The sequence below is a fragment of the Pseudoalteromonas sp. EB27 genome (genome assembly GCF_001974875.1).
GTDB lineage: Bacteria > Pseudomonadota > Gammaproteobacteria > Enterobacterales > Alteromonadaceae > Pseudoalteromonas.
The window spans coordinates 18,659-42,117 of record NZ_MTQD01000012.1 but is presented as its reverse complement, the minus strand read 5'-3'; the positions used below and the strand labels follow the sequence as shown (position 1 = coordinate 42,117).

Sequence of the window (23,459 nt, the reverse complement as noted above, 5' to 3'; positions counted from 1 at the left end):
TTGCTCAACCTACTTTACATAACATTACATAGCTAGCGATGAACTAACATAATAGCCAGTTATACGGTAAAAGTGAGTAAATGATCAGGAATTTTTAACACTAGAAATAAAAAATGCCAATGGGGTATTTAACCAACATTGGCATTTAATGCATTTTAAACTTATTACTTATGCTTGTTTGCAGCAGGCACAGAGGCTTGTTTTAATTCGATAGCTCTGAATTTTTCAACTTGAGGAAGGGTTAAATTAATTTTATTTATTTCTTCAATTTCAACAGTCACTTCATCAAAGCTAATACCTTCTAAGTGGCCACCTAATTTGTAATCGTTTGATACAAAGTGAAAATGCATCCCCGGAATACTAATATTGCCTAAGTAGTCTGGTGTATATAACCCCACTAAAGTACCTTTAATATTTTGCTTAGTGTACATAACTCGCGTTTTTAAATACTCCATAAGCGGCACACTGTCGTTTTTAACTCTTTGTGCAGATGCCATTTTTAAAGAGTTAAATGTACCTGTGATTTTATAAGCATAAAAACTATTTTTAGAGCTCATAGTTGCTTTAAGTTTCTCGCCTAATAGCGCCAACGAACTCACATTTTTTAAAGTAATACGTTTCTTTGGATTAAACTTAAACATTGTCATGTAAGGCGCTGCTAAATTAGATGGGGCCTTAATTAATGAGCCATCAATTTCTATTTTATAAACCACACCGTTGAGCGCAACAAGCTCACCATCTAAATTATCGGCAGTCCCTAATCCAAATTGACCTTTTTTAAGCATTTCTGCAGGTGTAATATCGCCTGTATACACCTGATTAACTAACGCAAGCGGAAAACCATATTGTTCTATTACATTTTCAGTTGGAGCTGCGAAGGCCGCTGAGTTAAGTGTAAATAAGGCTAAAAAGCTAACGCTGATAAAAAATAGTTTCATGCTATTTCCAAAATAAAAAAGGTCGCTAAGCATTTCGCTTAACTACCAAAAAAAAGCAAATAGCGTTACTTCTGCTATTTGCTAAACGGGAAGTCGTTTTAATAAATTACAAAAAGTAATTTATAGCTCAGTTACAAAGCTCATATATTGCTCGAGGTCGCCTACTACCGCTTTATGCATTAATTTGCCAGTTTGAATTGCGTATGGTTGATTAAAGTGAATATCCCACACGTCTGATTCTTTGCGCCAATGCTCATACACAGCCAACGTGTCGTCTTGTCCTTCAATAGTGTACAAATCAAATATAAGATTGCCCTCTTCTTGACTACGCGTTTGTGTAATATGAGTTTCAAATTGAGTTAAAAGCTGTGCTCTATACTGCAATTTAATTTTGAATATAAAGAAGATAATAAATATATCGTCTTGTGAATTTGGCATTTTAAGATTGCGCTTATGCAAAGGTGCAGGCGTTGTATCTTTTAAGTTCATAGCTTCTGGCGCAGACACGCTAATATTAGGCAATGCTTGCAATAGAGCTTGCGTATAAGGCTGTGCACCGTGATAATTAACCGCGTTTTGGTTTTCAAAACGCTCGTAAGCAAAAAAGACTCCAGGTGCATTTTTATCTTGATATAAACGCATTTCTAGTAAGCCTGTTTCGGCTTTGCCGCCTTGCTTGTCATCTTCAAGCAGCGCTTTGAATTGATTTATGTATTCGTCTTTAATATTAAATTTAACTATTTGCGTGATCATAATTAACTCCAAAGAGATTAGCGCCGCATCAGTTAAACCAATGCAGTAATTAAAAATTAAACTTCAGTTAAAATTTCTGAATACTCTAAACGCGACTTTGGAAGAGTGGCATTAAAGTCATTTTTATCATCGCTATATCCAAAAGGCACAACAACTAAGCTTGAATAACCCTTTTCGCGTAAATCAAATTCTTCATCAAGTACGCTAACCTCAATTCCTTCCATTGGCGTTGCATCAATTCCTAAGGTAGATACCCCCAATAAAAATGCGCCTAAGTTTAAATAAACTTGCTTATCCATCCAATGCTGTACGTCTTTAAAATCTTGTTTGTGCAAGTTAATAAACATATTACGGCCACCATGCATACGCTCTTTAAATACGACTGGGTCTGCTACAAAACGGCCATCTTTTTCTTCTTGCTTTAAAACACGTAATAAATAGTCTTGTTCAATATCTAACTTACTAGCAAACACGAGTACATGTGATGCATCTAAAATTGATTTTTTGTTAAATGGAAATAAGCGCTCTGTTGATTTAGCTATTTTAGCTTTAGCTTCGTCACTAGACGCTAATATAAAATGCCAAGGTTGTGAGTTAACACTTGAAGGGCTGAATCTAAGTAACTCTTTAATTTTTTCAATATTGTCAGCAGAGATCTTTTTAGTTGGATTGTACGCTTTAGCTGATTGTCTATTTTTTGCGTAATGAGTAATATCTTGAGTCATAAACTTCCCCTATCTCGGATTGAAAACAAATAAGCAAAGGTACTTGCTTTTCGATGAGGTAATTGTGCAAAAAATACGACAATAGAAAAAGAGAGAAACAATCCAATTAATATGGAACATTTTATCCATAATGACGTTGAATAAATTACAGATACAAAAAAGCCCCGCTATAAGCGAGGCTTTTAAATAAATGGTGCCGACTAACCGAGTCAAACGGATAACTTGTACAGACTACTGATTACAAGCCAGTTGTTTCGCTTTTAACTATGGGTATTTTTAATTCTAAAATCGAAAACAAAAAAGCCCCGCAATAAGCGAGGCTTTAAATAAATGGTGCCGACTAACCGAGTCGAACGGATAACTTATACAGACAACTGATTACAAGTCAGTTGCTTCAAGTTACCTAAAATAAATGGTGCCGACTAACCGAGTCGAACGGATAACTTGTACAGACTACTGATTACAAGCCAGTTGTTTCGCTTTTAACTATGGGTATTTTTAATTCTAAAATCGAAAACAAAAAAGCCCCGCAATAAGCGAGGCTTTAAATAAATGGTGCCGACTAACCGAGTCGAACGGTTGACCTACTGATTACAAGTCAGTTGCTCTACCAGCTGAGCTAAGTCGGCACACAAAACTGTGTGCTAATGCACGTTCAATTTTAAAGATTGAGAACTTTTATAAAGCACTTAAAATAAAAAAACCTTGCATAAGCAAGGCTTTTCAATAAATGGTGCCTCGACGCGGAATCGAACCACGGACACGAGGATTTTCAATCCTCTGCTCTACCGACTGAGCTATCGAGGCACATAAACTGTGCTAATTAATTGTGATACTTTACAATTAACTTAAATAAATGGTGCCGACTAACCGAGTCGAACGGTTGACCTACTGATTACAAGTCAGTTGCTCTACCAGCTGAGCTAAGTCGGCACACAAAACTGTGTGCTAAGGCACGTTCAATTTTAAAGATTGAGAACTTAAAGTAAATGGTGCCTCGACGCGGAATCGAACCACGGACACGAGGATTTTCAATCCTCTGCTCTACCGACTGAGCTATCGAGGCACATAAACTGTGCTAACTAAAAATAAAATAATTATTTAACTTTTAGCTTTATAAATGGTGCCGACTAACCGAGTCGACGGGTAATTTGAACAGACTACTGATTACAGCTTTCTTTTCAAACTACTTTAAATAAATGGTGCCGACTAACCGAGTCGAACGGTTGACCTACTGATTACAAGTCAGTTGCTCTACCAGCTGAGCTAAGTCGGCACACAAAACTGTGTGCTAAGGCACGCGTAATAATGTTTAAACTGTTGATTAAACACCACTACTTTAATAAATGGTGCCTCGACCCGGAATCGAACCAGGGACACGAGGATTTTCAATCCTCTGCTCTACCAACTGAGCTATCGAGGCACTTAAACAGTGCTAATTAAAAATCTAAAGGATTTTTAATGCAATTCCCACTCATCTCTACCGACTGAGCTATCTGGGCGTGCGGCGTATTAAACGAGTTTTGCCCTTACAAGTCAACTTTTTTTTTATTCTTTATAACTGTTTGAACGGTTTTCAGACAACTCAGCACATTTTTTATTAATAACGTTCATTTTTACCACAAATCGGACTATAACTATAAATAAATATAACTAAATCAGACTAAAACCGTAGTGAATTATTTTTTGTAAATGTTACGATTAACTTAGATACGTACGATAGGGACTTATCGTAGTAAAAACACACCAATTGGAAACAATCAATGCAGAGTAAATTCTCATCGCCAGTAAAAGGCTTACTGCCACTTTTTTTAATCATTAATATTGCTGTAACAGCGCTCGCTATTGTTGCCCACTCATTTTATACACAAGCTGAAGTTAAGACATCCCAACCAGCATCATCTGTTAATATCGTAACGCTTGCCGATAGATTAGACTTACCAATGGTCGATGCATTAACTATGTATGGTCAAGGTAAAGTAAAACAGTTACTTGATTTAACGGCTTTATTAGATGATAACTTTGAATATACTTTATATCGTTTCAATCCAGCATCTGCCACTCAGTTGGTGTATAGCAGCAGTAAGCCTGCTATAGTCTCTATTGAAGCAGAAAAGCATTTAGTAGAGCAAGGCATTCTTCACCACTTACTATTGTTAAACGATCAACCCATTGGCGAGCTTATTATTAAGCAAAACCTACCACCCACTCCTTTGAGCGCTCAAGATTCTCAAGTCATTGCTTATATTATTGCGATAGCAAGTGTTGCTACATTATTCATACTTACTTTAATGTTTAATATGTACATTAATACGCGCTTGCGTAAAAGTACTGACACTCTTACTCAAGAGTTACAGACAATCACTGAAGATGCTAATTATAATAGTAATGTTGATGAACAACTTGATATTGGTTTAGGTGTAGTAGCAAAAAACATCAACTTATTGCTACAAAAAGTACAAACTGCAATGAGCGAGAATGACGCAGCCCAAAAAGAGCTTTATAAATTACAAAATGGTCTAGAGGCCGAAGTACAAAATCGTACTTTAGCGCTTGAGCAAGCAACACTAAAAGCAGAGCGAGCAAGCGAGACTAAAACAACGTTTTTAGCAACCATGAGTCATGAGATTAGAACGCCTATGAATGGTGTTATAGGTACTATTGATTTACTTCGCCAAACCGAACTTGATGGCGCTCAGCATCGCTTAAGTACGATTATTCGTGAATCAGCGTTCTCGTTATTGAGTATTTTGGATGATATTTTAGATTTCTCTAAAATTGAGGCTGGAAAGCTAAATATTGACCCTATCCCCTTTTCAGTAACCGATACCATAGAAGAAGTTGCTCGTGTGCTCTCATCTGTTGCTAAAAAACGTGAGCTTGATTTAGAGCTAGCAATAGCACCAGATATTCCTATAAATCTTACCGGTGATAGCGTACGTGTACGTCAGGTTCTTTATAACCTGTGTAGCAACGCAATTAAATTTACGAGCACTGATGAAAAAACCCAAGGTCATGTAAAAATATCAGTAGAGGTGGTGCATAACACAACTGATCACTTTACCTTACGCTTTTGCGTAACTGATAACGGTAAAGGCATGTCGCAGGCACAACTACGCGAAATATTTAATCCGTTTATTCAAGCCGAAAATTCGATTACCCGAGAATATGGAGGGACAGGTTTAGGTCTTTCTATTTGTAAAAGCTTAACTGAGCTTATGCTAGGGACTATTCATGTAACTAGCCATACAGGAATTGGCAGTGAGTTTACTGTTGAACTGCCGTTTAGCACATCGGGTAGAATTAAGTACGCACACAAAGGTGCATTAAATGGTAAGCAAGTTGTTGTAGTTAGTAATCACCTAGAACGTGAAAAAACAATGTACCGTTATTTATCGTTTATGGGCGCTAAAATAGTTTATGCACACACAGAAGAAGAAATTGAAGAGCACCAACATTCGCAAGATATTATTTGGGTGGCTGATGGCATAGACAATATGGATAAAACAAACGCGCTGCTAAGACGCTTATTTTATTCATTAGAGGATTATAACCAACAAGTTGTTGTACTAAGCAAGCTTGATGAAGCGGCTATAAATCATAATAATATTTTTTATATTAATGCCTCTCCTCTATGTAAGTCTAACTTTATGCTGTCTATTTTAGTCGCTGCAGGTTTGCATACACCTAAACAAATTAAAAAAACCAAAACACTTAATAATTATTTAAATGTTGAGCAGGCTCGTCAATCAAACAAATTGGTTTTACTTGTTGAAGATAACCTTCTAAACCAACAAGTGCTAACCGATCAATTACACATACTAGGTTTTGGCGTTGAGATAGCAAACAACGGTGAAGAAGGCTTAGATATGTGGAGAAAAGGTGATTACTCACTTATTTTAACCGACTTACACATGCCTAAAATGTCGGGTTACGATATGGTCGAAAAAATCCGTAACGAAGCAGAGTTATTAGAATCAATTGATGCGCAGCCTTACATTATTGCTGTAACAGCAAACGCACTTAAAGGCGAAAAAGAGCGTTGTTTAGCCGTAGGTATAAACGACTTCATTACCAAACCTATAGAGCTAAACGCGTTAGAGGACACTTTAAAACGCTGGAGCGATAAGCAAAGCCAAAACCCAAATGTAGTTATCCATCAAACCATGGCGCTACCTATTGATATGGAAGCAGTTGCTAAATATGTAAATGGTGACGAAGCTAAACAGTTACGCTTTTTCAAAATGTATTTAGAACAAAGCCAAGGGCTAATTAAGGGGATTAATTCAGGCGTTATGGTTAACGATTTAGATGAGATTATTGAAGGGTGTCATCAATTAAAATCGATCTCCAAAACAATTGGTGCCCTAACGGTGGCAGAACTTTCAAGTGCATTTGAAGATAAATGTAAAAAAGGTGAACTCACTACCGATGAATTAATAGACTTAAGAGATAAGTTAGAAATTGAATACTCTAAGGCAGCTCAATTTTTAAAAGAACAAATTAAAATCTCTGAGCAAGAAGATGAGTTAAGTGATTAAATAACCGCACACAAAAAAGGGCTATTTAGCCCTTTTTTATGTTTAAAATATTATTTTTCAGGCGGTCGATAACCTTCAATTTCCACATCTTTATTTTCAAACAAAAAGCCAACCATTTGCTCTTCTAAAAATGTGCGGTGCTCTGGGTCCATCATATTTAAATGCTTTTCGTTAATAAGCATTGTTTGCTTATGCTGCCACTGACCCCACGCTTCTTTAGAGATGTTATTAAAAATCTTTTCACCAATTTCACCAGGGTATAACTGAAAGCCAAGCCCTTCGGCTTCTTTTTGTAACTTTTGACAAAATACTGTACGTGCCATGATTGATTCTCTCTAACGCTAAATATGGGACTATTCTATACTATTGCTGTAATTTGTTTAACCAACTTTTTAGTTGGCGCTGCTAGGCCAACCTCTATTGATTGATCAAGCGGATACCACACTAATTGTTTGTCATTTACTACATCAGGAATTTTCTTAACATTGAGTACATGCGGATTAATCTTCAGCTCAAAATGTGAAAACACATGAATAAATGCTTCAAGCTCTACTAAGTCGGCTTCTAATCCTTGCTGAGCTAAAAACGTTTGAAGCTCCTCGAACTCATTAAATTCAAAAAAGCCAAACAGTCCTCCCCAAATACCGCTGTTAGGGCGTTTTTCCATAAGCACTTTATCGCCGCACTGAACAATTAACTGATGACAACTCTTCTTTGGCACTGCTTTTTTAGGTTTAGAATGTGGAAACTCTTTTACTTTACCTGCATTAAAGGCACCACAACCTGAATTTAATGGGCAAGCCTCGCAATCAAAGCGACTGCGTGAGCAAACACTCGCTCCTAAATCCATCATAGCTTGATTAAATTCGGTGACATTATTTTTAGGTGTTAATTGCTCTGATAAATGCCAAAGCTGGTTTTCGACTTTTTTAACACCGTACCAACCTTCTATCATAAAGTAGCGCGCTAAGACTCGCTTAACATTCCCATCTAAAATTGGATGATGCTGCCCAAGCGACAATGATAAAACAGCCCCGGCAGTAGAGCGCCCTATTCCCGGTAAATCCATTACTTCATCAAGCGTTTGCGGAAATTCGCCTTGGTACTTGTCACGTACTATTTTAGCTGTTTTGTGTAAGTTACGCGCACGAGCGTAATACCCTAAGCCGGTCCAGTGATGCAGTACTAAATCTTCATCAGCATCAGCTAAAGCAATAATATCTGGAAAGCTTTGCATAAATTTTTCAAAATATGGGATAACAGTAATAACTTGAGTTTGCTGGAGCATCACCTCAGACACCCACACTTTATAAGGTGTTTTACCCAACTGCCATGGAAGTGTTTTACGCCCATGAAGGTGATACCAATCAACGACTTGATTAGAAAACGAATTAGACTGTTCTTTATTTAAATCCAACATATTGTACTTTTACTGATGCTCAATGGCGGCTCAGTCTATTGTAGTTAATAAAAAGATCAAGCTATAGGGCGTGTAAAACCAGCTAATACTTGTGATTGCGAGCTCGGTCAGGGATAATATGCAACCATTTTTAAACACATTGTTTTTGTCAGGCCAATAATATGAGTGAATCAAGCAACACTAACCTTGAGCAAGCTAAGCAAGAAGGTAAATACATCCGCACCATTCGCAGTTTTGTAAAACGCGAAGGTCGATTAACCAAAGGCCAAGCCGCTGCAATCGAAAAATGCTGGCCAACAATGGGCCTAGAGCATAAAAACGGTATGCTTGATTTAAGCGAAGTTTTTGGCAATAACAACGATGTAGTAGTAGAAATTGGTTTTGGTATGGGTAAATCGCTTGTCGAAATGGCAACAAATGCCCCTCACCTAAACTTTATTGGTATTGAAGTACACCGCCCAGGCGTTGGTGCTTGTTTAATGGATGCCGATGAAGCTGGCATTACTAACTTACGTATTTTTGAACACGATGCAGTTGAAGTACTTGCAGATTGTATACCTAATGAAAGCTTAACAACTCTACAATTGTTTTTCCCTGATCCTTGGCATAAAAAGCGCCATCACAAACGCCGTATTGTACAAACTGAGTTTGTTGAAAAACTAAGAGCCCAACTTAAAATGGGTGGCGTTTTTCATATGGCAACAGATTGGGAAAACTATGCAGAGCATATGCTTGAAGTAATGAATGTAGCGCCTGGTTTTAAAAACCAATCAGAAACTAACGATTATGTTCCACGTCCAGATTTGCGCCCGCTTACTAAGTTTGAGCAGCGCGGACATCGCCTAGGTCATGGCGTGTGGGATTTAATGTTTGAACGTACTGAGTAATTTGTAACTTTAAGCACTCACTTTTATTTTTGATAAAACTAAACATACTGTAAGGCAAAGCCATTTATGAGCGTACTAACCAACCCAAGTTTACTGTTACTTCGTAATAGCGAGGCATTAACGGGCAAATCTATCTTGGTGGTCAACTTTGTTCAAGATGGCTTTTTAACAGAGCTTAAAAAACTTAACCCGCAAAGCAAGGTAACTGCATTTAGCTACAACCATGCTAACGGTGAGTTTGCTAAAAACAGCAAAGACATTGAAATCCACGTAAATCACACAATACCTGGTAACGGCTATGATTTAGTTATTCTTTACTATCCTAAATCAAAACCAGAGTTATTAATGGCGCTTGATAATATTCGAGCTGCTATTACTGATGATGCCGAGCTATTAGTGGTAGGTGAAAATAAAAGTGGTGTTAAATCAATTGAAAAGCAATTAGCTGGCAAAGCAGAGTTTAGTAACAAAATTGATTCAGCTAAGCACTGCGTTCTTTACTCATTTGCTGAGATTACCCAGCACCCTAATTTTGATATTACGACCTACCATAAAAAGTTTGTTGTTAATGTTGCTGACACCGAGTTTACAGCTATTAGTGTCCCTGGGGTGTTTAATCACGGTAGTTTAGATATGGGAACGAAAGTTCTACTCGAAAACGCACCGACAATTAAGCAAGGTAGGGTTCTCGACTTTGGTTGTGGCGCAGGTCTAATAGCAACCTTTTTAGGGCTGCATAATCCAGCACTTGAGTTTGTGTGTAGTGATGTAAGTGCACTGGCAACTTACGCAACACAGCAAACCCTAAAGCTTAACAACATCAAAGGCGAAGCGATATTAAGTGACGGCCTTAAAAGCATTACCGGTAAGTTTGATTTAATTATTAGCAATCCACCTTTTCATACGGGTATTGCAACCGACTACACAGTAGCAGAGACATTTTTAGCAAATGCAAAACAGCATTTAACTAAAGCAGGAAAGCTGAATATTGTAGCTAACAGCTTTCTAAAGTACCCGCCTATTTTAGAAACGCAATTTGAAAGCTACCAAACTGTATTTAAAAATAACAAATTTGCCGTATATAGCAGCTAATATTATTTTTTAAAACGCTTGAGTCCAACTGTACTCAAGCTAACCTTCGTATAAATATAAGAATTAATTTAGCTTTTTTCCTTCATTTTCTCCTGTCTTTGCTAAACTAAAATTCTAAATAATTAAAATTAACTCAGGCGATAATGAAATAATGCCTAAAAAAGTTCATCAAAGTAGCATTCGTAAAGCGCTCATTAACTTAATTATGCTTATTACAGCTATTTGCTTGTCGCTATCTATTTCGATCTCTACGTATTTAAGCGTAAAAGAGCAAAAGCAATTAATCATTAATAAACTCGTCATACTTTCTGAAATTGTAGCTTTTGATGCTGGTAAATCAGTAGCTGAAGATGATAGAAAAACAGAAGAAAAACGCCTCAAGTCATTTGAAAACATCCCTCTTGTCAAAAACATACATATTTATTCAATAGAAAAAGCATCAAAAAAACCTGTTTTTTTTATTAGTTTCAATGCAAAAAAAACGCCTCCAGTACCGCTAAGAATAGACAGTGTTGATGAACTAAAAACACCACGAATTACGAGCGATAATATTGAACTAACCCGCCCTATTTACGATAACGAACAGTTGGTCGGTTATGTATACATGCGAGGAAGTCTGGAAAGTTTAGAAACTTATATTGAAAGGAAAATATTAATAGATGTGCTATTAACGCTATTAATTTTGGTAGTTGTTTACTTTATTGCTATAAAAGTTCAAAGACGTATAGCTAAGCCAATAGAACAGCTAAGCATGCTATTGCAGGATGTATCTAAAAATCATAACTATGATGCACGCGCGCCAGGAACCGATGTAAAAGAAATAACCGCTCTTTCAAATAGTTTAAATATCATGCTTGCACGTACCAAAAAGCAGCTTGAGCGCCACGAAAAAGATAAACAAGAAATAAAACAGCTCAACCAAAGTCTTGAAGAAAAAGTAAGTCAACGAACTATTGCTCTCAGAGAGGCAAATCAAGAGCTATTATCAACCCTTGAGCGAATGCACCAGTATCAAACACAAATTGTTGAAAACGAAAAAATGGCGTCTTTAGGGCAAATGGTGGCAGGTGTTGCCCATGAAGTGAATACACCAATAGGGCTTGGTATTACAGGTTCTACATTACTACGAGATAAGCTAGCAGATATACAACAAAGCTTTAATGATAAAAAACTAACCTCTAAACACTTAAAACGATTTATAGATGAAGGTATTGAAAACTTAGATTTAATTTATCGTAACTTAAATCGTGCCGCTGACCTTATTTCTAATTTTAAAAAAGTCGCCGTTATTCAAGACGACGGTGTTAATACCTACATTAATGTGCATAAATTAATTAGCGATGTTTTAATATCAATACAATCTGAGTTACTGCCTAAAAAGCCTGTCGTTATCATTAACTGCCCGATCGATTTGGCCATTCATAGTAAGTCCGAACCTCTACAGCAGGTGTTTCAGCAGTTACTTATGAACTCGGTAATCCATGGATTTATAGGTAAAGAAAATAATGAAATTCGCTTTGATGTAGAACTGGTAGGGAAAAAATTAACAATCGTTTATTCTGACAATGGTCAAGGCGTTGATAAAAATATTAAAAATAGAATTTTTGACCCTTTTGTAACTTCAAAGCGAGGACAAGGCGCAAGCGGCCTAGGGATGCACTTAGTATACAACTTAGTAACACAGGCTCTCGGCGGAAGAGTTATGTTTGATCTTGAAGAAAAACACGGTGCTCGCTTTATAATTACTATTCCTTAAATAAAGATCACTAAAAAGTACATATATTTAAAATTTATCCTTGAATTCGCATTTAATGACCTCATTAATGAGGCATGTGATAAGCGTGTAATACTATTTAATTACATTAAATAAATATTACTAAGCGATTTATGAACTTTTTTATCTTTGCTGTATCACATACATTGATGAAAGGTTAGAAAGTGATATAGTTTTGCTTTGAATTAGTCTGATTATTTTAAGTACCTTGTTTGATTGAATGATGTATCAATTATTAAAGGAAAATGGCTTCGACTTTATGATTCAAATAGCTACATCCACGTATATATCAATTAAACAGTAGTTTTTGCACTGCCCTTTTTAGTAGACTTTGGACACCCTACTGTTTTATTTTTATCCAATTTGTTTTTTCCTTGTTAACAAATGGGTATAATCCTATAATCTCTAGTAATCGGTTATAAATTCGTCACCGGTTTTTTTATAAATAAAATATTCCAAAAGGTTAATTAATAATGCAAACGCCAGTCATTCTAATCGTAGAAGATGAAGACGTAACTCGACTGAACCTAGTTAGTTTATTTGAAGCTGAAGGGTACAAAGTTATTGAAGCCATTGATGGCGATGATATGCATGACAAGCTTACAAATAACGATGACGTTAATCTTGTAGTTATGGATATCAACCTTCCTGGTAAAAACGGTCTTATTTTAGCCCGTGAATTACGCCAAAAGCGTAAAGTAGGTCTTATATTCCTAACCGGTCGTGACAACGATGTTGACCGTATTTTAGGTCTTGAAATTGGCGCAGATGACTACGTTACTAAGCCATTCAACCCGCGTGAATTAACTATTAGAGCTCGCAACCTTATTACTCGTACTGCTTTAGGCGGTGAAGAGTCAGCACTAGAAACAAATGGTGTTATTACGTTTAACGGTTGGGAACTTGATGAAAATAGCCGTTGTCTTACTTCTCCAAATGGCGACGCTAAACGTTTACCAAAAGGTGAGTACAGAGCACTTCGTTTAATGCTTGATTCTCCAGGTCGTATTTTTAGTCGTGAGCAATTAATCAAGCACATGACAGGCCGTGAGCTTCGCGCAAATGACCGTACTGTTGATGTTACTATTCGTCGCATTCGTAAGCATTTTGAAAGTGATAACTCAACGTCAGAGTTAATCAGCACCATCCATGGTGAAGGTTACCGTTTCATTGGTAAAATTGACGCTTAATTAGAGCTAATTAGTTTTACTCTAATTGCTGTAAAAATAAATGAAGGGCTTTTTGTCCTTCATTTATTTTATCTGCTAAAACATCTAACCACTTCTTTAATACTTCATCAGATTCATCTATTGCACCATGCTCCATTATTTTGGCATGAAGCTGCACATCATTTAAACCTACCGATCCAGCCGCACCTTTAAGTTTATGCGCTACTGATTCATACTCTTCTCTATCGCCGGTATTTAATGAGGTAAGTAATTCTTGCTGATATTGTGGACTTAGCTTTTCGAATAACTGACTACTGCGTCTAAATACAACCAAGCCCATCGAATTTACAAAGTCTTCTATTGTTTCAATATCTAATAAGTGTGCATCAATGCCCTCTAGCGCTTCTTCACTTACTTTTAGCTGTGGCTCTGTGCACTCACTTTGCTTAATGCCAAATAAGTCAGCCAGCATTTTATCAAGCTTGACTGTGTTAATTGGTTTAGCCAACGCACCTTGTATTGATATACCTTCAAGCTCTTTTTCAGCACTGCGTACATTGGCAGTTAGAGCAACAATAGGTAATTTATCGAAGTGGCTATCTGAGCGTATTTGTTTAGCAACCACATCACCGTTTATATCTGGCAATTGCATATCAAGTAGTACTAAGTCTAAGTCATCTTCGGTTTCGACAAACGAGAGTGCATCTTCACCGGTTTCAGCCCATAACACTTCATGGCCGCGTTGCTCTAATAGGTTTGTAGCAATTTCGGCATTAAGAGGAACATCTTCTACTAGTAGAATATACAAACCACGGCCAACATAACTTTGCTCTGTTGGTGCAACACATAAACTAAGCGGTATTTGCACTGTAAAACAACTTCCTTCGCCTTCAGTACTATTTACCGTAATTATCCCTTTCATTGCACTTACAAGTGCCTTGGTTACAGCTAAACCAATACCTGAGCCTATTGCGTTAGTGCCTTTTAAATCCGGCGCTTTGTAATACATATCAAATATATGGGCAAGCTGCTCTGGTGGAATACCTTGACCGGTATCTAGTACCTTAATAACTAACCATGGGCCTTCTACACGATTTTCTCTGCTGCATTCGAGTGTTACTTTGCCTTGCTGAGTAAACTTAACTGCGTTGTTAATTAAGTTCCAAACAACTTGGCGTAGTCGAGTTGGATCGAGCTGCGCGTAAATATCCAGCATACCATTGCGTTTAATATCAAACTCAAGCTCTTTTTGCTCCGCTATTAAGCCTGCAAAATTAACTACATCGTTTATAAAGTCTGACACATTAATAGAATTGGTTGCTATATCGAGCTGATCTCTATCTATTTTATCTAAATCTATAATATCGTTAAAAATATTACCGAGTGTTTCAGCACTCGAAAAAATAGTATTGCCCCAACTACGCTGTTGCTTATTAAGCTCTGTATCTAATAACATACGCGTTAAACCGACAATACCATTCAATGGTGTACGTAGTTCATGGCTCAGCGTAGCAATAAACTTACCTTTGTCTTTATAGGCAGTTTCAAGTGCTTGAGCTGCTTCTTTACGGCTAGTGATATCACGACCAAAACCCAATAAACCAATGTAGTCACCGTCATCATTTATAAAAGGTAATTTACGCAGCTCAAACCAACGTGTTTCACCGTCCACTTCATAGCCTACATCTATAGTTAGTGCTTTATGGCTCTGCTCTACCTCTTTGTCGGTTGCCAAAACTTCAGCTAAAAAATGACTCGGAAATATTTGCTCAACCGTTTTACCAATGAGTTCGCTGCTTGATTTACCCATTACTTCTTCAAACATTTTATTACAGCCGGCAAATACACCGTTGTTATCGCGGTAATAAAATAAATCGGGAGATGAATCAACTATTGAACGTTGCAACATGCTTTGTTGAGCAAGTTCTTGTTGGGTTTTTTTACGCTCAGCAATTTCTCGGCGCAACTCTTCGATAGCGCGGTGCTTGGCATGAAACGCCATTTTACGCTCATCAATTTCAATATTTAAACGGCTAATGTTGTCTTTTAAGGTTTGGTTTAATAGCTTTTCTTGTTTGGTTGCACTATCTAAATAAGCATACGAGGCATCTAATTGACGAATTGAATTAAGTAATACACTTATAATTAAAGGAGAAACTACAGCAGTAAAAAACACCACAGCCAAAATATCAACAAGGTTCAATTCGCCTATCGCAACATAATAAAACATGCTCGATAAAATAAGAGATACAGTTAAAAATAAAGTGTAACAAATAGCTGCTGTTTTAAATTCACCAAATCGCGTTATTAAGCTGGAAAGTACCCGAGCCCAAGGGCTCAAAGAATAATCGGTCATACGTAATTTTATCTCTTAGCTGTGTACTTATATATAAAGAAGGCAATGCGTATGCGCAAACATACCATTTTTCCAGATTTTAGCATTTTTATCCTACCACTACCCATGTTGTGCGATAAAAACAAAAATTTTCATGTTTGATTTTGCTTCTCTCCTCAACTCATCATTTCAGCAATAAATTATTTAGTGTAAAATGCCCCGCTTTATTATCTCCAAATACGAGTAGCGCACATGCAAACCAATATGCCAGATATAGCAGACACAGCACCCGCTTTACAAACAGGTAAATTAGACTGGGTTGGCATGGGCGAAATCGAACTGCCATTTATTTTTGAATCGCGAGACTTATCACCGGTAACGGTAAACGCTAAAGCCCGTGCATTTGTTAATTTGCATAAAGAAGATGCCAAAGGCATTCATATGTCACGCCTATTTTTGGCACTTGACCTGCTTTCAACCGAGCAGCAAGTTAATCCGCAAACAATAGCGCAAGCACTCGATACCTTTATAACTAGCCACGAAGGGCTAAGCGATAAAGCACAAATTGAATTTAAATTTGAATTACCGCTCCGCCGTAAATCACTATTAAGTGGTAAAGCGGGCTGGAAAAGCTACCCAGTTGTACTTACCAGTACAATTGAAAATAACATTATTAGCTACGAGCTAACCGTAGATGTTACCTATTCTTCAACGTGCCCATGCTCTGCGGCACTTGCGCGACAGCTTATACAAAACGCGTTTAACGAAAAGTTTAACCAAGAAACCTTAAGCCAAAAAGATGTCCACGAGTGGCTAGGCACTACACAAGGTATTGTAGCGACACCTCACTCGCAGCGCTCTATTGCAAACGTAAAAGTAAAGCTTGATAGCAATATTCAAGAGTTTGACGTTGTGACGCTAATTAATACCCTTGAAGCTGAACTTAAAACGCCTGTACAAGCGGCAGTAAAACGCGAAGACGAGCAAGAATTTGCCCGTTTAAATGGCCAAAACCTTATGTTTTGTGAAGATGCCGCACGTAAAATAAAAGCATTGCTGGAGGATGGTAATTACAGCGACTACTGGCTGCAAATAAACCATTATGAATCACTACATGCACACGATGCTGTAGCTATTGCGGTTAAAGGCATTGAAAGTGGCTACAAAGCTTAATTGCTGCGTAGTTTTACTTTTAAAACAAACGGTATTTATTTTATAACCCATACTTTTTAGGCACGTAAATTGCTTTATTTGAGCAGTGTCAATTTGTTGTTATGGAGTTACCGTATGGAATTCGCTTTATTATTAATCTTAGTGTTAGTTGTCGGGGCCTCTGTTGTTGCGTCAAAATTTAATGACGATGGCGGAAACCCGTATCCTTTTACCCGCAAGCAAACTGTTTTCACTCAGGTTGAAGGCGCTTTTTTAAATCTTCTCGAGCGTGCTGTTGGCGATCAATATAAAGTTGTTAGTCGCGTTAAGTTAATTGACGTTATTGACTGTAAGCAAGGTCTTTCAGTTAAATCTAAACGTGCTGCTTTAGCTAAAGCTAAAAATAAGCAACTCGACTTTGTATTAATCGACAAAGAAAAACTTACTATTGTTGCGGCTGTTGACCTAGTTAACAATGCCAATAAAGATGGCCACAAAGCTCAACGCGACTGGTTTGTAAACGGTGCATTAGAGTCTGCGGGTATTCCACATATTCGTATGAAAGTTAAATCGGGCTACCGTCCTTCTGAAGTACGCGATGCAATTATGTTTAAACTTGGTAAGCCTGCAGCAACACAAACGCAGCGCCCTGTTCGTAATCGCTCACATAAGCCAGCGGTACTTTCACCTTCTCAAGCTAAAGCACAAACAACTGCTTTAGCTGAAATTTAAAAACCAAATTAAATACTCTCCTAAAAAGTATTTAAAGCGAGCTCATAAACAAGCTCGCTTTTTTGTTTTTTATTGCTAACTTCACGTATAATCAAGTGATTCAAACTCAGGAATTAAACATTATGAATGTTGGTATTATTGGCGCAATGGAGCCAGAAGTTAAAATTTTACGTGAAGCGATGCAAAACCCAAAAATTTTAACTAAAGCAGGTTTCACTTTTTATACTGGTGAATTGGCTGGTAACACAGTAACACTTGTTCAATCTGGTATTGGTAAAGTAGCATCAACGATTGCAACCACCTTACTGATTGATAACTTCAAACCTGATTGCGTAATTAACACAGGCTCTGCCGGTGGATTCGATCCATCACTAAGTGTTGGCGACGTAGTAATTTCGTCAGAAGTACGTCACCACGATGTAGATGTTACTGCTTTTGGCTACGAAATTGGCCAAGTACCTCAAATGCCAGCAGGCTTTGTAGCTCATCCAAAATTAGTAGAAGCAGCACAACAAACAATCGAACAAATCAGTAATGTTAAAACACTTGTTGGCTTAATTTGTACTGGCGACACCTTCATGTGTGATCCGGTACGTATTGATAAAGCACGCAGTGATTTTCCTACAATGCTTGCCGTTGAAATGGAAGGCGCTTCAATTGCACAAACGTGTTTTACGCTTAACACGCCATTTGTTGTTATTCGCTCAATGTCTGATATTGCAGGTAAAGAGTCACCACAATCATTTGAAGAATACCTAGAAACAGCATCAATCAACTCATCTAAAATGGTTGTCGCACTTTTAGAAAAGCTAACTGCAGTGTCTCTTTAAATGCTTAGCAATATTGTTCAAAACCACTTGGACTTTATTGCCTTCATACTAGCGCTCCTTGCTGAGCGCTTTATTCCTCTTGTTAGCTGGTATCATCCTAATACAGCGTTAAGCGCGGTTTTTAGTGCTATTGGCAGGCGTATATACAAACGCAAAGAACCTAAAAGCTATCAATATTTAGCAGCTATACTCGCAAGCACGCTCATTTTAAGTGTTATTCTCATTATAGTCGTGTTATTGCTTGAGTTTGCTTTTTACCCTGAATTACTCGCAGGTCTTATTTTATACTTATGCTTAGAAAGTAAGAGTATTGATAAAAAAGCGCTCCGTATTGCAAAGCTAACTAAACAAAATCAAAAATCGACGGCGCGCGAATTACTAAAACCACTGCTTGCCCGTGAAGTTAATAGGCTTTCATCTCCTGGTATTATCAAAGCATTAATTGAGAGTTTAATACTGCGCACTGCTCGATACTATTTCGTAGTTATATTTATATTTTTAGCCTTTGGCCCTATTGCTGCTCTCGCCTATCGATTACTTACTTTAATACAACAAGCCTGGCGTAGTGATATATCCCCAAATAGCTACTTTTTAAAACCGCTTAAAATTCTCTTGTTTATTATTGAGTATATTCCAATGCGCTTGCTGGCTTTAACTATTGCAGCAAGTAGAGCGAGCAAACAAAGCATGCACTACATAAAGCATTACGGCAGGCACTTTTATCAAACTAATACTGGTTGGCTACTCAGTACATGTTCTGCATCACTTGGAGTACAACTAGGCGGGCCTGCGGTTTATTTGGGTACTCGCTTTAATAAAATGCGTATTGGTGCTGATAGACTACCTACCCCCGAGGATGTGCCCGTTATAATTAATAGGTTAAATCAGGCCCGTGCATTTTGGTTGTTAGTAATTGTAAGTATTGAAATATTAAAAGTGATTTAGTAACTATTTAGTGGCTACCTCGTAACTATTTACAGACCCAAAATACAAGCACAAAAAAACCAGCCTAGGCTGGTTTTTTAGTTTCATACTGTATTTAAGCTACAGTGATGTTTGCAAACTTACGTTTACCTACTTGGTAAATAGCCGTTGTACCTTTTGCTACTTCAAGTTTGGTATCAGTGATTTTATCTTCACCGTTAAGTTTAACTGCACCTTGCTTAATCATGCGCATTGCTTCTGACGTACTAACTACTAAATTTGCTTCTTTAAGCAAGTTAGCAATTAAAATAGTATCTTCTGCAATAGTGATTGTCAGCTCAGGGATTTCATCTGGTAACGCTTTTTTCTGGAAACGCTGAATAAAATCATCATGTGCACCTTGTGCATCAGCTTCACTATGAAAACGAGCAATTAACTCTTTAGCTAGTTCTATTTTAATATCGCGCGGGTTAGTACCTTGCTCAACACGCTCTTTTTGAGCTGCAATTTCTTCAATAGAAAGCGCGCTTAATAAATCGTAATAACGCCACATTAGCACATCACTAATTGACATTATTTTACCAAACATATCGTTTGGCGCATCAGTAATACCAATGTAATTACCAAGTGACTTAGACATTTTTTGAACGCCGTCAGTACCTTCAAGTAATGGCATCATTAATACTGTTTGCGGCCTTTGGCCTTCAACTTTCTGTAGCTCACGACCCATTAGTAAGTTAAAGCGCTGATCAGTACCACCTAGTTCCACATCAGACTCTAGTGCAACCGAATCCCAACCTTGTACCAGAGGGTATAAAAACTCATGAATTGCAATTGGTTGACCGCTGCCATAACGCTTTTTAAAGTCATCACGTTCAAGCATGCGCGCTACGGTTTGGTTTGCAGCAAGTTTTATCATACCTGCAGCGCCTAACTTTTCCATCCAAGTAGAGTTAAATGCAACAGTGGTTTTAGCAGGGTCGAGAATTTTGAATACTTGTTCTTTATATGTTTCAGCATTGGCTAATACGTCTTCGCGAGTAAGTGGTTTACGCGTTACGTTTTTACCTGTTGGGTCGCCAATCATGCCAGTAAAGTCACCAATTAAGAAAATAACCTCATGACCTAGATCCTGAAAGGTTTTCATTTTATTAATTAGTACAGTGTGCCCTAAATGTAAATCAGGTGCTGTAGGATCAAAGCCTGCTTTTATTTTTAGCTTTTTGCCCGACTTTAGTTTTTCAACTAGTTCGTCTTCAATTAATATTTCTTCTGCACCGCGTTTTATCTCTGCTAGAGCGGTTTGTAAATCCACTTTGTATTACTCCAAAATTCTGCCTACGAAGGGGCGACTAGTTACTTGTAATCACGGTTTTTATTAAGGTTTAAACCGAACATATATATGTAGCTAACATAACAAATTTCTATCTAATTAAAATAACTTTTTAAGTTATTAGGGCAACTAAACTAAATGAATTGAGTCTTAGTTAGATAGGACGTTAAAAAAGGCTTTCTACCCCTGATTTTAGCGTAGTTTAAATCTACAAAACACTAGTATTCGCACATTATTAAGTATATCCTGCAATATTACGTATTTATTATCTTGACAGCAGAAAAAGGCACGTTATGGTTCACGTGGTTCACACGCTCCCCAAAAAACACAAATTGCTTATTCTAGGTTTGGTTTCTGCTATTGTTGGCTTAGCCTTTCTTCCTTCTGAAAAAGCCACTGCATCCAAAGACAATAGTGCAAATGCACTAGAAATTGGTAAGCGCTATGAGTTACAAGTTAAAGTTGATGACAACGAAAAATTAACTGAGCTAAATTCAGAGCAAGCAGCAGAAAAGTTACCAGAATACGACTTTGTCGATCATAAAGTTAAAAATGGCGACAATTTAGCAATTATCTTTAAGCGTGCTGGTTTTTCAGCTCAAACGCTTCATAAACTAATTAACACTAATGCAGAGACTCGCAAGCTAACTAAAATTCATCCAGGTGAAGTACTCAGTTTTGCTACTGCTGAAGATGGCTCTTTGGCTCAACTGCGTTATGTAATTTCAAAAACAGATACTTTATTTGTTACCTTAAACGACGAAGGTAATTACGATACAGCTATCGATAGTAAAGAAATTGAAACGCTAACTAAAACCGCTGGCGGCGAAATATCTAATAACTTTTGGACTTCAGCAATTGCGGCAGGTTTAAGCGAGCGCCAAATAATGAACTTTGCTGACATATTTGGTTGGGATGTTGATTTTGCAAATGATATTCGTAAAGGCGATTTATTTGGCTTAATTTACGAGTCTCATTATGTTGATGGCGAGTTTATTGGTACCGGTAAAATTATTGCCGCTGAATTTGTAAACCAAGGTCAGCGCTTTGCAGCGATTCGCCATACCGACGGCAATTTTTATACGCCTGAAGGGCGTAGCATGAAAAAAGCATTTTTACGTGCACCTGTAAGCTTTAAGTATATTAGTTCTAGCTTTAATCCTAAGCGACTTCATCCTGTTACTGGGCAAGTTAGAGCGCACCGTGGTATCGACTTTGCAGCACGCACTGGCACACCAGTAGTCGCATCAGGTAACGGTAAGGTAGTTAAAGCGGGTTACAGCAAGTACAACGGTAACTACGTATTTATCAGCCATGGCACACAATATGTAACTAAGTACTTACACCTAAATAAGAAACTAGTTAAAACAGGCCAAAAAGTTAAACAGGGCCAACAAATTGGTACTGTAGGTTCTACTGGTCGTGTTACTGGGGCGCATTTACACTATGAGTTTTTAGTAAATGGCGTTCATCGTAATCCTAAAACCGTTAAGCTTCCTAAGTCAGAGCCATTACCTCGCTCAGAACTTGCTAAGTTTAAACCGATTGCAGATAACTTTATTGCCCAACTTGAGCGCAATCGCGAGCTACAGTTAGCACTAAAATAAAGCTTATTAATAAACATTAAAAAAGCCTTTGCAGGTTAAATCTGCAAAGGCTTTTTTGTATACGCTATAAACCATCAATTCATTAATACATAAATGAGCTGAATAACTAAAGATACCATCACTAGCGGCCAAATATATTTACTGTATTTGGTTGCGCCATCAAGCCCTATTTTACTTTGATATTTTTCAAGTAATGGAATGAGTATCGCCAGCGCGACAAACAATCCAATTAAAATAACGAATATATTCATATTTGCGCCCTACTTATGGTAGCTCATGCCCTTTAGCGCTTACATAAAGTGCATACCAATGCTCACGAGTTAGCTCTACGTTGACAGCATCACAAGAGGCTTTAATACGCTTGGCATTAGTTGTTCCAATAATAGGCTGAATAGATGCGGGATGGCGAAGTAACCATGCAATTACAATCGCCTCAGCAGAAGTATCATAAAGTGCAGCCAGTTTATTAACTAAAAGACTGGTGTTTATATCGGCCTGCGATGCGTTTGATAAATCACTACCACTGTATAAACCTTGGCATAAACTGCCCCAGCTTTGAATTTGAATTTCAAAATGGCGACAGTACTCAATACTACCTGGTGTAAAATTAAGATCTTTACCGTCACTGTTACCGGCATATACACCTTCATCAACAAACTGATGCTTTTGCAAACTAGCCTCAATTTGATTAGCCACAATAGGCATATCAAGTGCGTGCTGTAAAAAATTCATTTGGTGTTGCTGCATATTAGATACTGCAAAATTGCGCACTTTACCGCTTTCTTTTAAGTAACTAAATATACGAGCAATTTCGTTAACTTCCATGAGAGGATCAGGACGATGTAGCATAAGTACGTCTAAATACTCTGTATTTAATCGCTTCAAGGATGCTTCAACTGATTGCTCAATCCACTTAGCCGAAAAATCATAGCGCTTTGGTCCTAAGTCATCTTCAAAACGAATCCCACACTTAGATTGAATATACATGTGCTCTCTAAGCTCTGGTCGCTCACTTAATGCTTTACCAAAAACCTGCTCAGCTTTACCAAAAGTATAAATATCAGCATGGTCAAAAAAGTTAATGCCACCTTCAATAGCATTATCTATACATTCATGAGTTTGCTTAACATGTGCATCAGTAATTGCGTCTTTATTCCAACCGCCGCCCAGACCCATGCATCCGAATACAAGTTTACTAACATGAGGTAAGTGCTTTGCTAAAGGTGTGTGAAGCATGATAACTATCC

At 37.5% G+C, this 23,459-nt stretch carries 19 protein-coding genes and 6 tRNA genes; 10 read left to right on the top strand and 15 right to left on the bottom strand.

Annotated elements, in window-relative coordinates; translation table 11 throughout:
• Nucleotides 1-164: 164 nt before the first annotated feature.
• The 9 genes from budA to BW142_RS14030 all read right to left on the bottom strand — a co-directional run bounded on the left by budA (nucleotide 165) and on the right by BW142_RS14030 (nucleotide 3,839).
• Nucleotides 165-938, bottom strand: coding sequence for an acetolactate decarboxylase (budA, locus tag BW142_RS14070; RefSeq protein ID WP_076925257.1), 774 nt, complete (start codon nucleotides 936-938; stop codon nucleotides 165-167).
• A gap of 120 nt (nucleotides 939-1,058) precedes the next feature.
• Nucleotides 1,059-1,691, bottom strand: coding sequence for an antibiotic biosynthesis monooxygenase (locus BW142_RS14065; protein WP_076925256.1), 633 nt, complete (start codon nucleotides 1,689-1,691; stop codon nucleotides 1,059-1,061).
• Nucleotides 1,692-1,747: 56 nt separating this feature from the next.
• Nucleotides 1,748-2,416, bottom strand: a complete 669-nt coding sequence (gene nfsB / locus BW142_RS14060) for an oxygen-insensitive NAD(P)H nitroreductase (RefSeq protein WP_076925255.1) — start codon at nucleotides 2,414-2,416, stop codon at nucleotides 1,748-1,750.
• Between the two features lie 553 nt (nucleotides 2,417-2,969).
• Nucleotides 2,970-3,045: transfer RNA gene (locus BW142_RS14055), tRNA-Thr, on the bottom strand.
• Nucleotides 3,046-3,147: 102 nt separating this feature from the next.
• Nucleotides 3,148-3,223: transfer RNA gene (locus BW142_RS14050), tRNA-Phe, on the bottom strand.
• Between the two features lie 50 nt (nucleotides 3,224-3,273).
• Nucleotides 3,274-3,349: transfer RNA gene (locus tag BW142_RS14045), tRNA-Thr, on the bottom strand.
• Nucleotides 3,350-3,406: 57 nt separating this feature from the next.
• Nucleotides 3,407-3,482: transfer RNA gene (locus tag BW142_RS14040), tRNA-Phe, on the bottom strand.
• A 134-nt stretch (nucleotides 3,483-3,616) separates the two neighbouring features.
• Nucleotides 3,617-3,692, bottom strand: a tRNA-Thr gene (locus tag BW142_RS14035).
• 71 nt (nucleotides 3,693-3,763) lie between these two features.
• A tRNA-Phe gene (locus tag BW142_RS14030) sits at nucleotides 3,764-3,839 on the bottom strand.
• Between the two features lie 340 nt (nucleotides 3,840-4,179).
• Between BW142_RS14030 and BW142_RS14025 the strand changes: the two genes are divergently transcribed.
• A complete protein-coding gene (locus tag BW142_RS14025; protein ID WP_076925254.1) occupies nucleotides 4,180-6,957 on the top strand; it encodes an ATP-binding protein in 2,778 nt (925 codons plus the stop codon).
• A gap of 50 nt (nucleotides 6,958-7,007) precedes the next feature.
• Here the strand turns inward: BW142_RS14025 and BW142_RS14020 are convergent, their stop codons facing one another.
• Together BW142_RS14020 and mutY are read right to left on the bottom strand one after the other, a co-directional pair.
• Entirely contained in the window at nucleotides 7,008-7,280 is a 273-nt protein-coding gene (locus BW142_RS14020) for an oxidative damage protection protein (protein ID WP_024600750.1), read from the bottom strand.
• A gap of 35 nt (nucleotides 7,281-7,315) precedes the next feature.
• A complete protein-coding gene (gene mutY, locus BW142_RS14015) occupies nucleotides 7,316-8,377 on the bottom strand; it encodes an A/G-specific adenine glycosylase (protein ID WP_076925253.1) in 1,062 nt (353 codons plus the stop codon).
• Nucleotides 8,378-8,538: 161 nt separating this feature from the next.
• On the opposite strand from mutY, the gene trmB reads away from it, so the two are divergent.
• From trmB to arcA, 4 genes are all read left to right on the top strand, one after another.
• Entirely contained in the window at nucleotides 8,539-9,264 is a 726-nt protein-coding gene (gene trmB / locus BW142_RS14010) for a tRNA (guanosine(46)-N7)-methyltransferase TrmB (RefSeq protein WP_007582957.1), read from the top strand.
• A 66-nt stretch (nucleotides 9,265-9,330) separates the two neighbouring features.
• Nucleotides 9,331-10,356, top strand: coding sequence for a methyltransferase (locus tag BW142_RS14005; protein ID WP_076925252.1), 1,026 nt, complete (start codon nucleotides 9,331-9,333; stop codon nucleotides 10,354-10,356).
• A gap of 151 nt (nucleotides 10,357-10,507) precedes the next feature.
• A complete protein-coding gene (locus BW142_RS14000; protein ID WP_076925251.1) occupies nucleotides 10,508-12,112 on the top strand; it encodes a HAMP domain-containing histidine kinase in 1,605 nt (534 codons plus the stop codon).
• Nucleotides 12,113-12,603: 491 nt separating this feature from the next.
• On the top strand, nucleotides 12,604-13,320 hold the full coding sequence (gene arcA, locus BW142_RS13995) for a two-component system response regulator ArcA (RefSeq protein WP_002962549.1): 717 nt from the start codon (nucleotides 12,604-12,606) through the stop codon (nucleotides 13,318-13,320).
• A gap of 16 nt (nucleotides 13,321-13,336) precedes the next feature.
• Here the strand turns inward: arcA and arcB are convergent, their stop codons facing one another.
• Complete coding sequence (arcB, locus tag BW142_RS13990) at nucleotides 13,337-15,655, bottom strand: aerobic respiration two-component sensor histidine kinase ArcB (RefSeq protein ID WP_076925250.1); 2,319 nt, start codon at nucleotides 15,653-15,655, stop codon at nucleotides 13,337-13,339.
• A gap of 231 nt (nucleotides 15,656-15,886) precedes the next feature.
• Here arcB and folE2 point away from each other — a divergent pair, with 231 nt between their 5' ends.
• The 4 genes from folE2 to ampE all read left to right on the top strand — a co-directional run bounded on the left by folE2 (nucleotide 15,887) and on the right by ampE (nucleotide 19,293).
• Nucleotides 15,887-16,807, top strand: coding sequence for a GTP cyclohydrolase FolE2 (gene folE2, locus BW142_RS13985; protein ID WP_076925249.1), 921 nt, complete (start codon nucleotides 15,887-15,889; stop codon nucleotides 16,805-16,807).
• 114 nt (nucleotides 16,808-16,921) lie between these two features.
• Nucleotides 16,922-17,518 carry a DUF2726 domain-containing protein gene (locus BW142_RS13980; RefSeq protein WP_024600757.1) on the top strand — a complete coding sequence of 199 codons (597 nt, stop codon included), beginning with the start codon at nucleotides 16,922-16,924 and terminating at the stop codon, nucleotides 17,516-17,518.
• 122 nt (nucleotides 17,519-17,640) lie between these two features.
• Nucleotides 17,641-18,348 carry a 5'-methylthioadenosine/S-adenosylhomocysteine nucleosidase gene (gene mtnN / locus BW142_RS13975; RefSeq protein WP_024600758.1) on the top strand — a complete coding sequence of 236 codons (708 nt, stop codon included), beginning with the start codon at nucleotides 17,641-17,643 and terminating at the stop codon, nucleotides 18,346-18,348.
• Nucleotides 18,349-19,293 carry a regulatory signaling modulator protein AmpE gene (ampE, locus tag BW142_RS13970; RefSeq protein WP_076925248.1) on the top strand — a complete coding sequence of 315 codons (945 nt, stop codon included), beginning with the start codon at nucleotides 18,349-18,351 and terminating at the stop codon, nucleotides 19,291-19,293. It begins immediately after the preceding gene.
• Between the two features lie 94 nt (nucleotides 19,294-19,387).
• Here the strand turns inward: ampE and tyrS are convergent, their stop codons facing one another.
• Complete coding sequence (gene tyrS, locus BW142_RS13965; protein WP_076925247.1) at nucleotides 19,388-20,587, bottom strand: tyrosine--tRNA ligase; 1,200 nt, start codon at nucleotides 20,585-20,587, stop codon at nucleotides 19,388-19,390.
• A 311-nt stretch (nucleotides 20,588-20,898) separates the two neighbouring features.
• Here tyrS and BW142_RS13960 point away from each other — a divergent pair, with 311 nt between their 5' ends.
• Entirely contained in the window at nucleotides 20,899-22,212 is a 1,314-nt protein-coding gene (locus BW142_RS13960) for a peptidoglycan DD-metalloendopeptidase family protein (protein ID WP_024600761.1), read from the top strand.
• Nucleotides 22,213-22,286: 74 nt separating this feature from the next.
• On the opposite strand, the gene BW142_RS20745 is transcribed toward BW142_RS13960, so the two are convergent.
• A complete protein-coding gene (locus BW142_RS20745) occupies nucleotides 22,287-22,463 on the bottom strand; it encodes a hypothetical protein (RefSeq protein ID WP_170072950.1) in 177 nt (58 codons plus the stop codon).
• A 13-nt stretch (nucleotides 22,464-22,476) separates the two neighbouring features.
• Nucleotides 22,477-23,448 (bottom strand): aldo/keto reductase, encoded by a 972-nt coding sequence (locus BW142_RS13955; RefSeq protein ID WP_024600762.1) that lies wholly within the window; start codon nucleotides 23,446-23,448, stop codon nucleotides 22,477-22,479.
• Nucleotides 23,449-23,459 lie beyond the last annotated feature (11 nt).

Excerpts from the sequence above, each read along its gene's own strand:
- ampE (WP_076925248.1), top strand. The coding sequence starts at position 18,349 with ATGCTTAGCAATATTGTTCAAAACCACTTGGACTTTATTGCCTTCATA.
- trmB (WP_007582957.1), top strand. The coding sequence starts at position 8,539 with ATGAGTGAATCAAGCAACACTAACCTTGAGCAAGCTAAGCAAGAAGGT.
- BW142_RS14000 (WP_076925251.1), top strand. The coding sequence starts at position 10,508 with ATGCCTAAAAAAGTTCATCAAAGTAGCATTCGTAAAGCGCTCATTAAC.
- BW142_RS14025 (WP_076925254.1), top strand. The coding sequence starts at position 4,180 with ATGCAGAGTAAATTCTCATCGCCAGTAAAAGGCTTACTGCCACTTTTT.
- BW142_RS14020 (WP_024600750.1), bottom strand. The coding sequence starts at position 7,280 with ATGGCACGTACAGTATTTTGTCAAAAGTTACAAAAAGAAGCCGAAGGG.
- BW142_RS13955 (WP_024600762.1), bottom strand. The coding sequence starts at position 23,448 with ATGCTTCACACACCTTTAGCAAAGCACTTACCTCATGTTAGTAAACTT.
- arcA (WP_002962549.1), top strand. The coding sequence starts at position 12,604 with ATGCAAACGCCAGTCATTCTAATCGTAGAAGATGAAGACGTAACTCGA.
- mutY (WP_076925253.1), bottom strand. The coding sequence starts at position 8,377 with ATGTTGGATTTAAATAAAGAACAGTCTAATTCGTTTTCTAATCAAGTC.
- BW142_RS20745 (WP_170072950.1), bottom strand. The coding sequence starts at position 22,463 with ATGAATATATTCGTTATTTTAATTGGATTGTTTGTCGCGCTGGCGATA.
- BW142_RS13980 (WP_024600757.1), top strand. The coding sequence starts at position 16,922 with ATGGAATTCGCTTTATTATTAATCTTAGTGTTAGTTGTCGGGGCCTCT.
- mtnN (WP_024600758.1), top strand. The coding sequence starts at position 17,641 with ATGAATGTTGGTATTATTGGCGCAATGGAGCCAGAAGTTAAAATTTTA.
- folE2 (WP_076925249.1), top strand. The coding sequence starts at position 15,887 with ATGCAAACCAATATGCCAGATATAGCAGACACAGCACCCGCTTTACAA.
- BW142_RS14005 (WP_076925252.1), top strand. The coding sequence starts at position 9,331 with ATGAGCGTACTAACCAACCCAAGTTTACTGTTACTTCGTAATAGCGAG.
- nfsB (WP_076925255.1), bottom strand. The coding sequence starts at position 2,416 with ATGACTCAAGATATTACTCATTACGCAAAAAATAGACAATCAGCTAAA.
- budA (WP_076925257.1), bottom strand. The coding sequence starts at position 938 with ATGAAACTATTTTTTATCAGCGTTAGCTTTTTAGCCTTATTTACACTT.
- BW142_RS13960 (WP_024600761.1), top strand. The coding sequence starts at position 20,899 with ATGGTTCACGTGGTTCACACGCTCCCCAAAAAACACAAATTGCTTATT.
- BW142_RS14065 (WP_076925256.1), bottom strand. The coding sequence starts at position 1,691 with ATGATCACGCAAATAGTTAAATTTAATATTAAAGACGAATACATAAAT.
- arcB (WP_076925250.1), bottom strand. The coding sequence starts at position 15,655 with ATGACCGATTATTCTTTGAGCCCTTGGGCTCGGGTACTTTCCAGCTTA.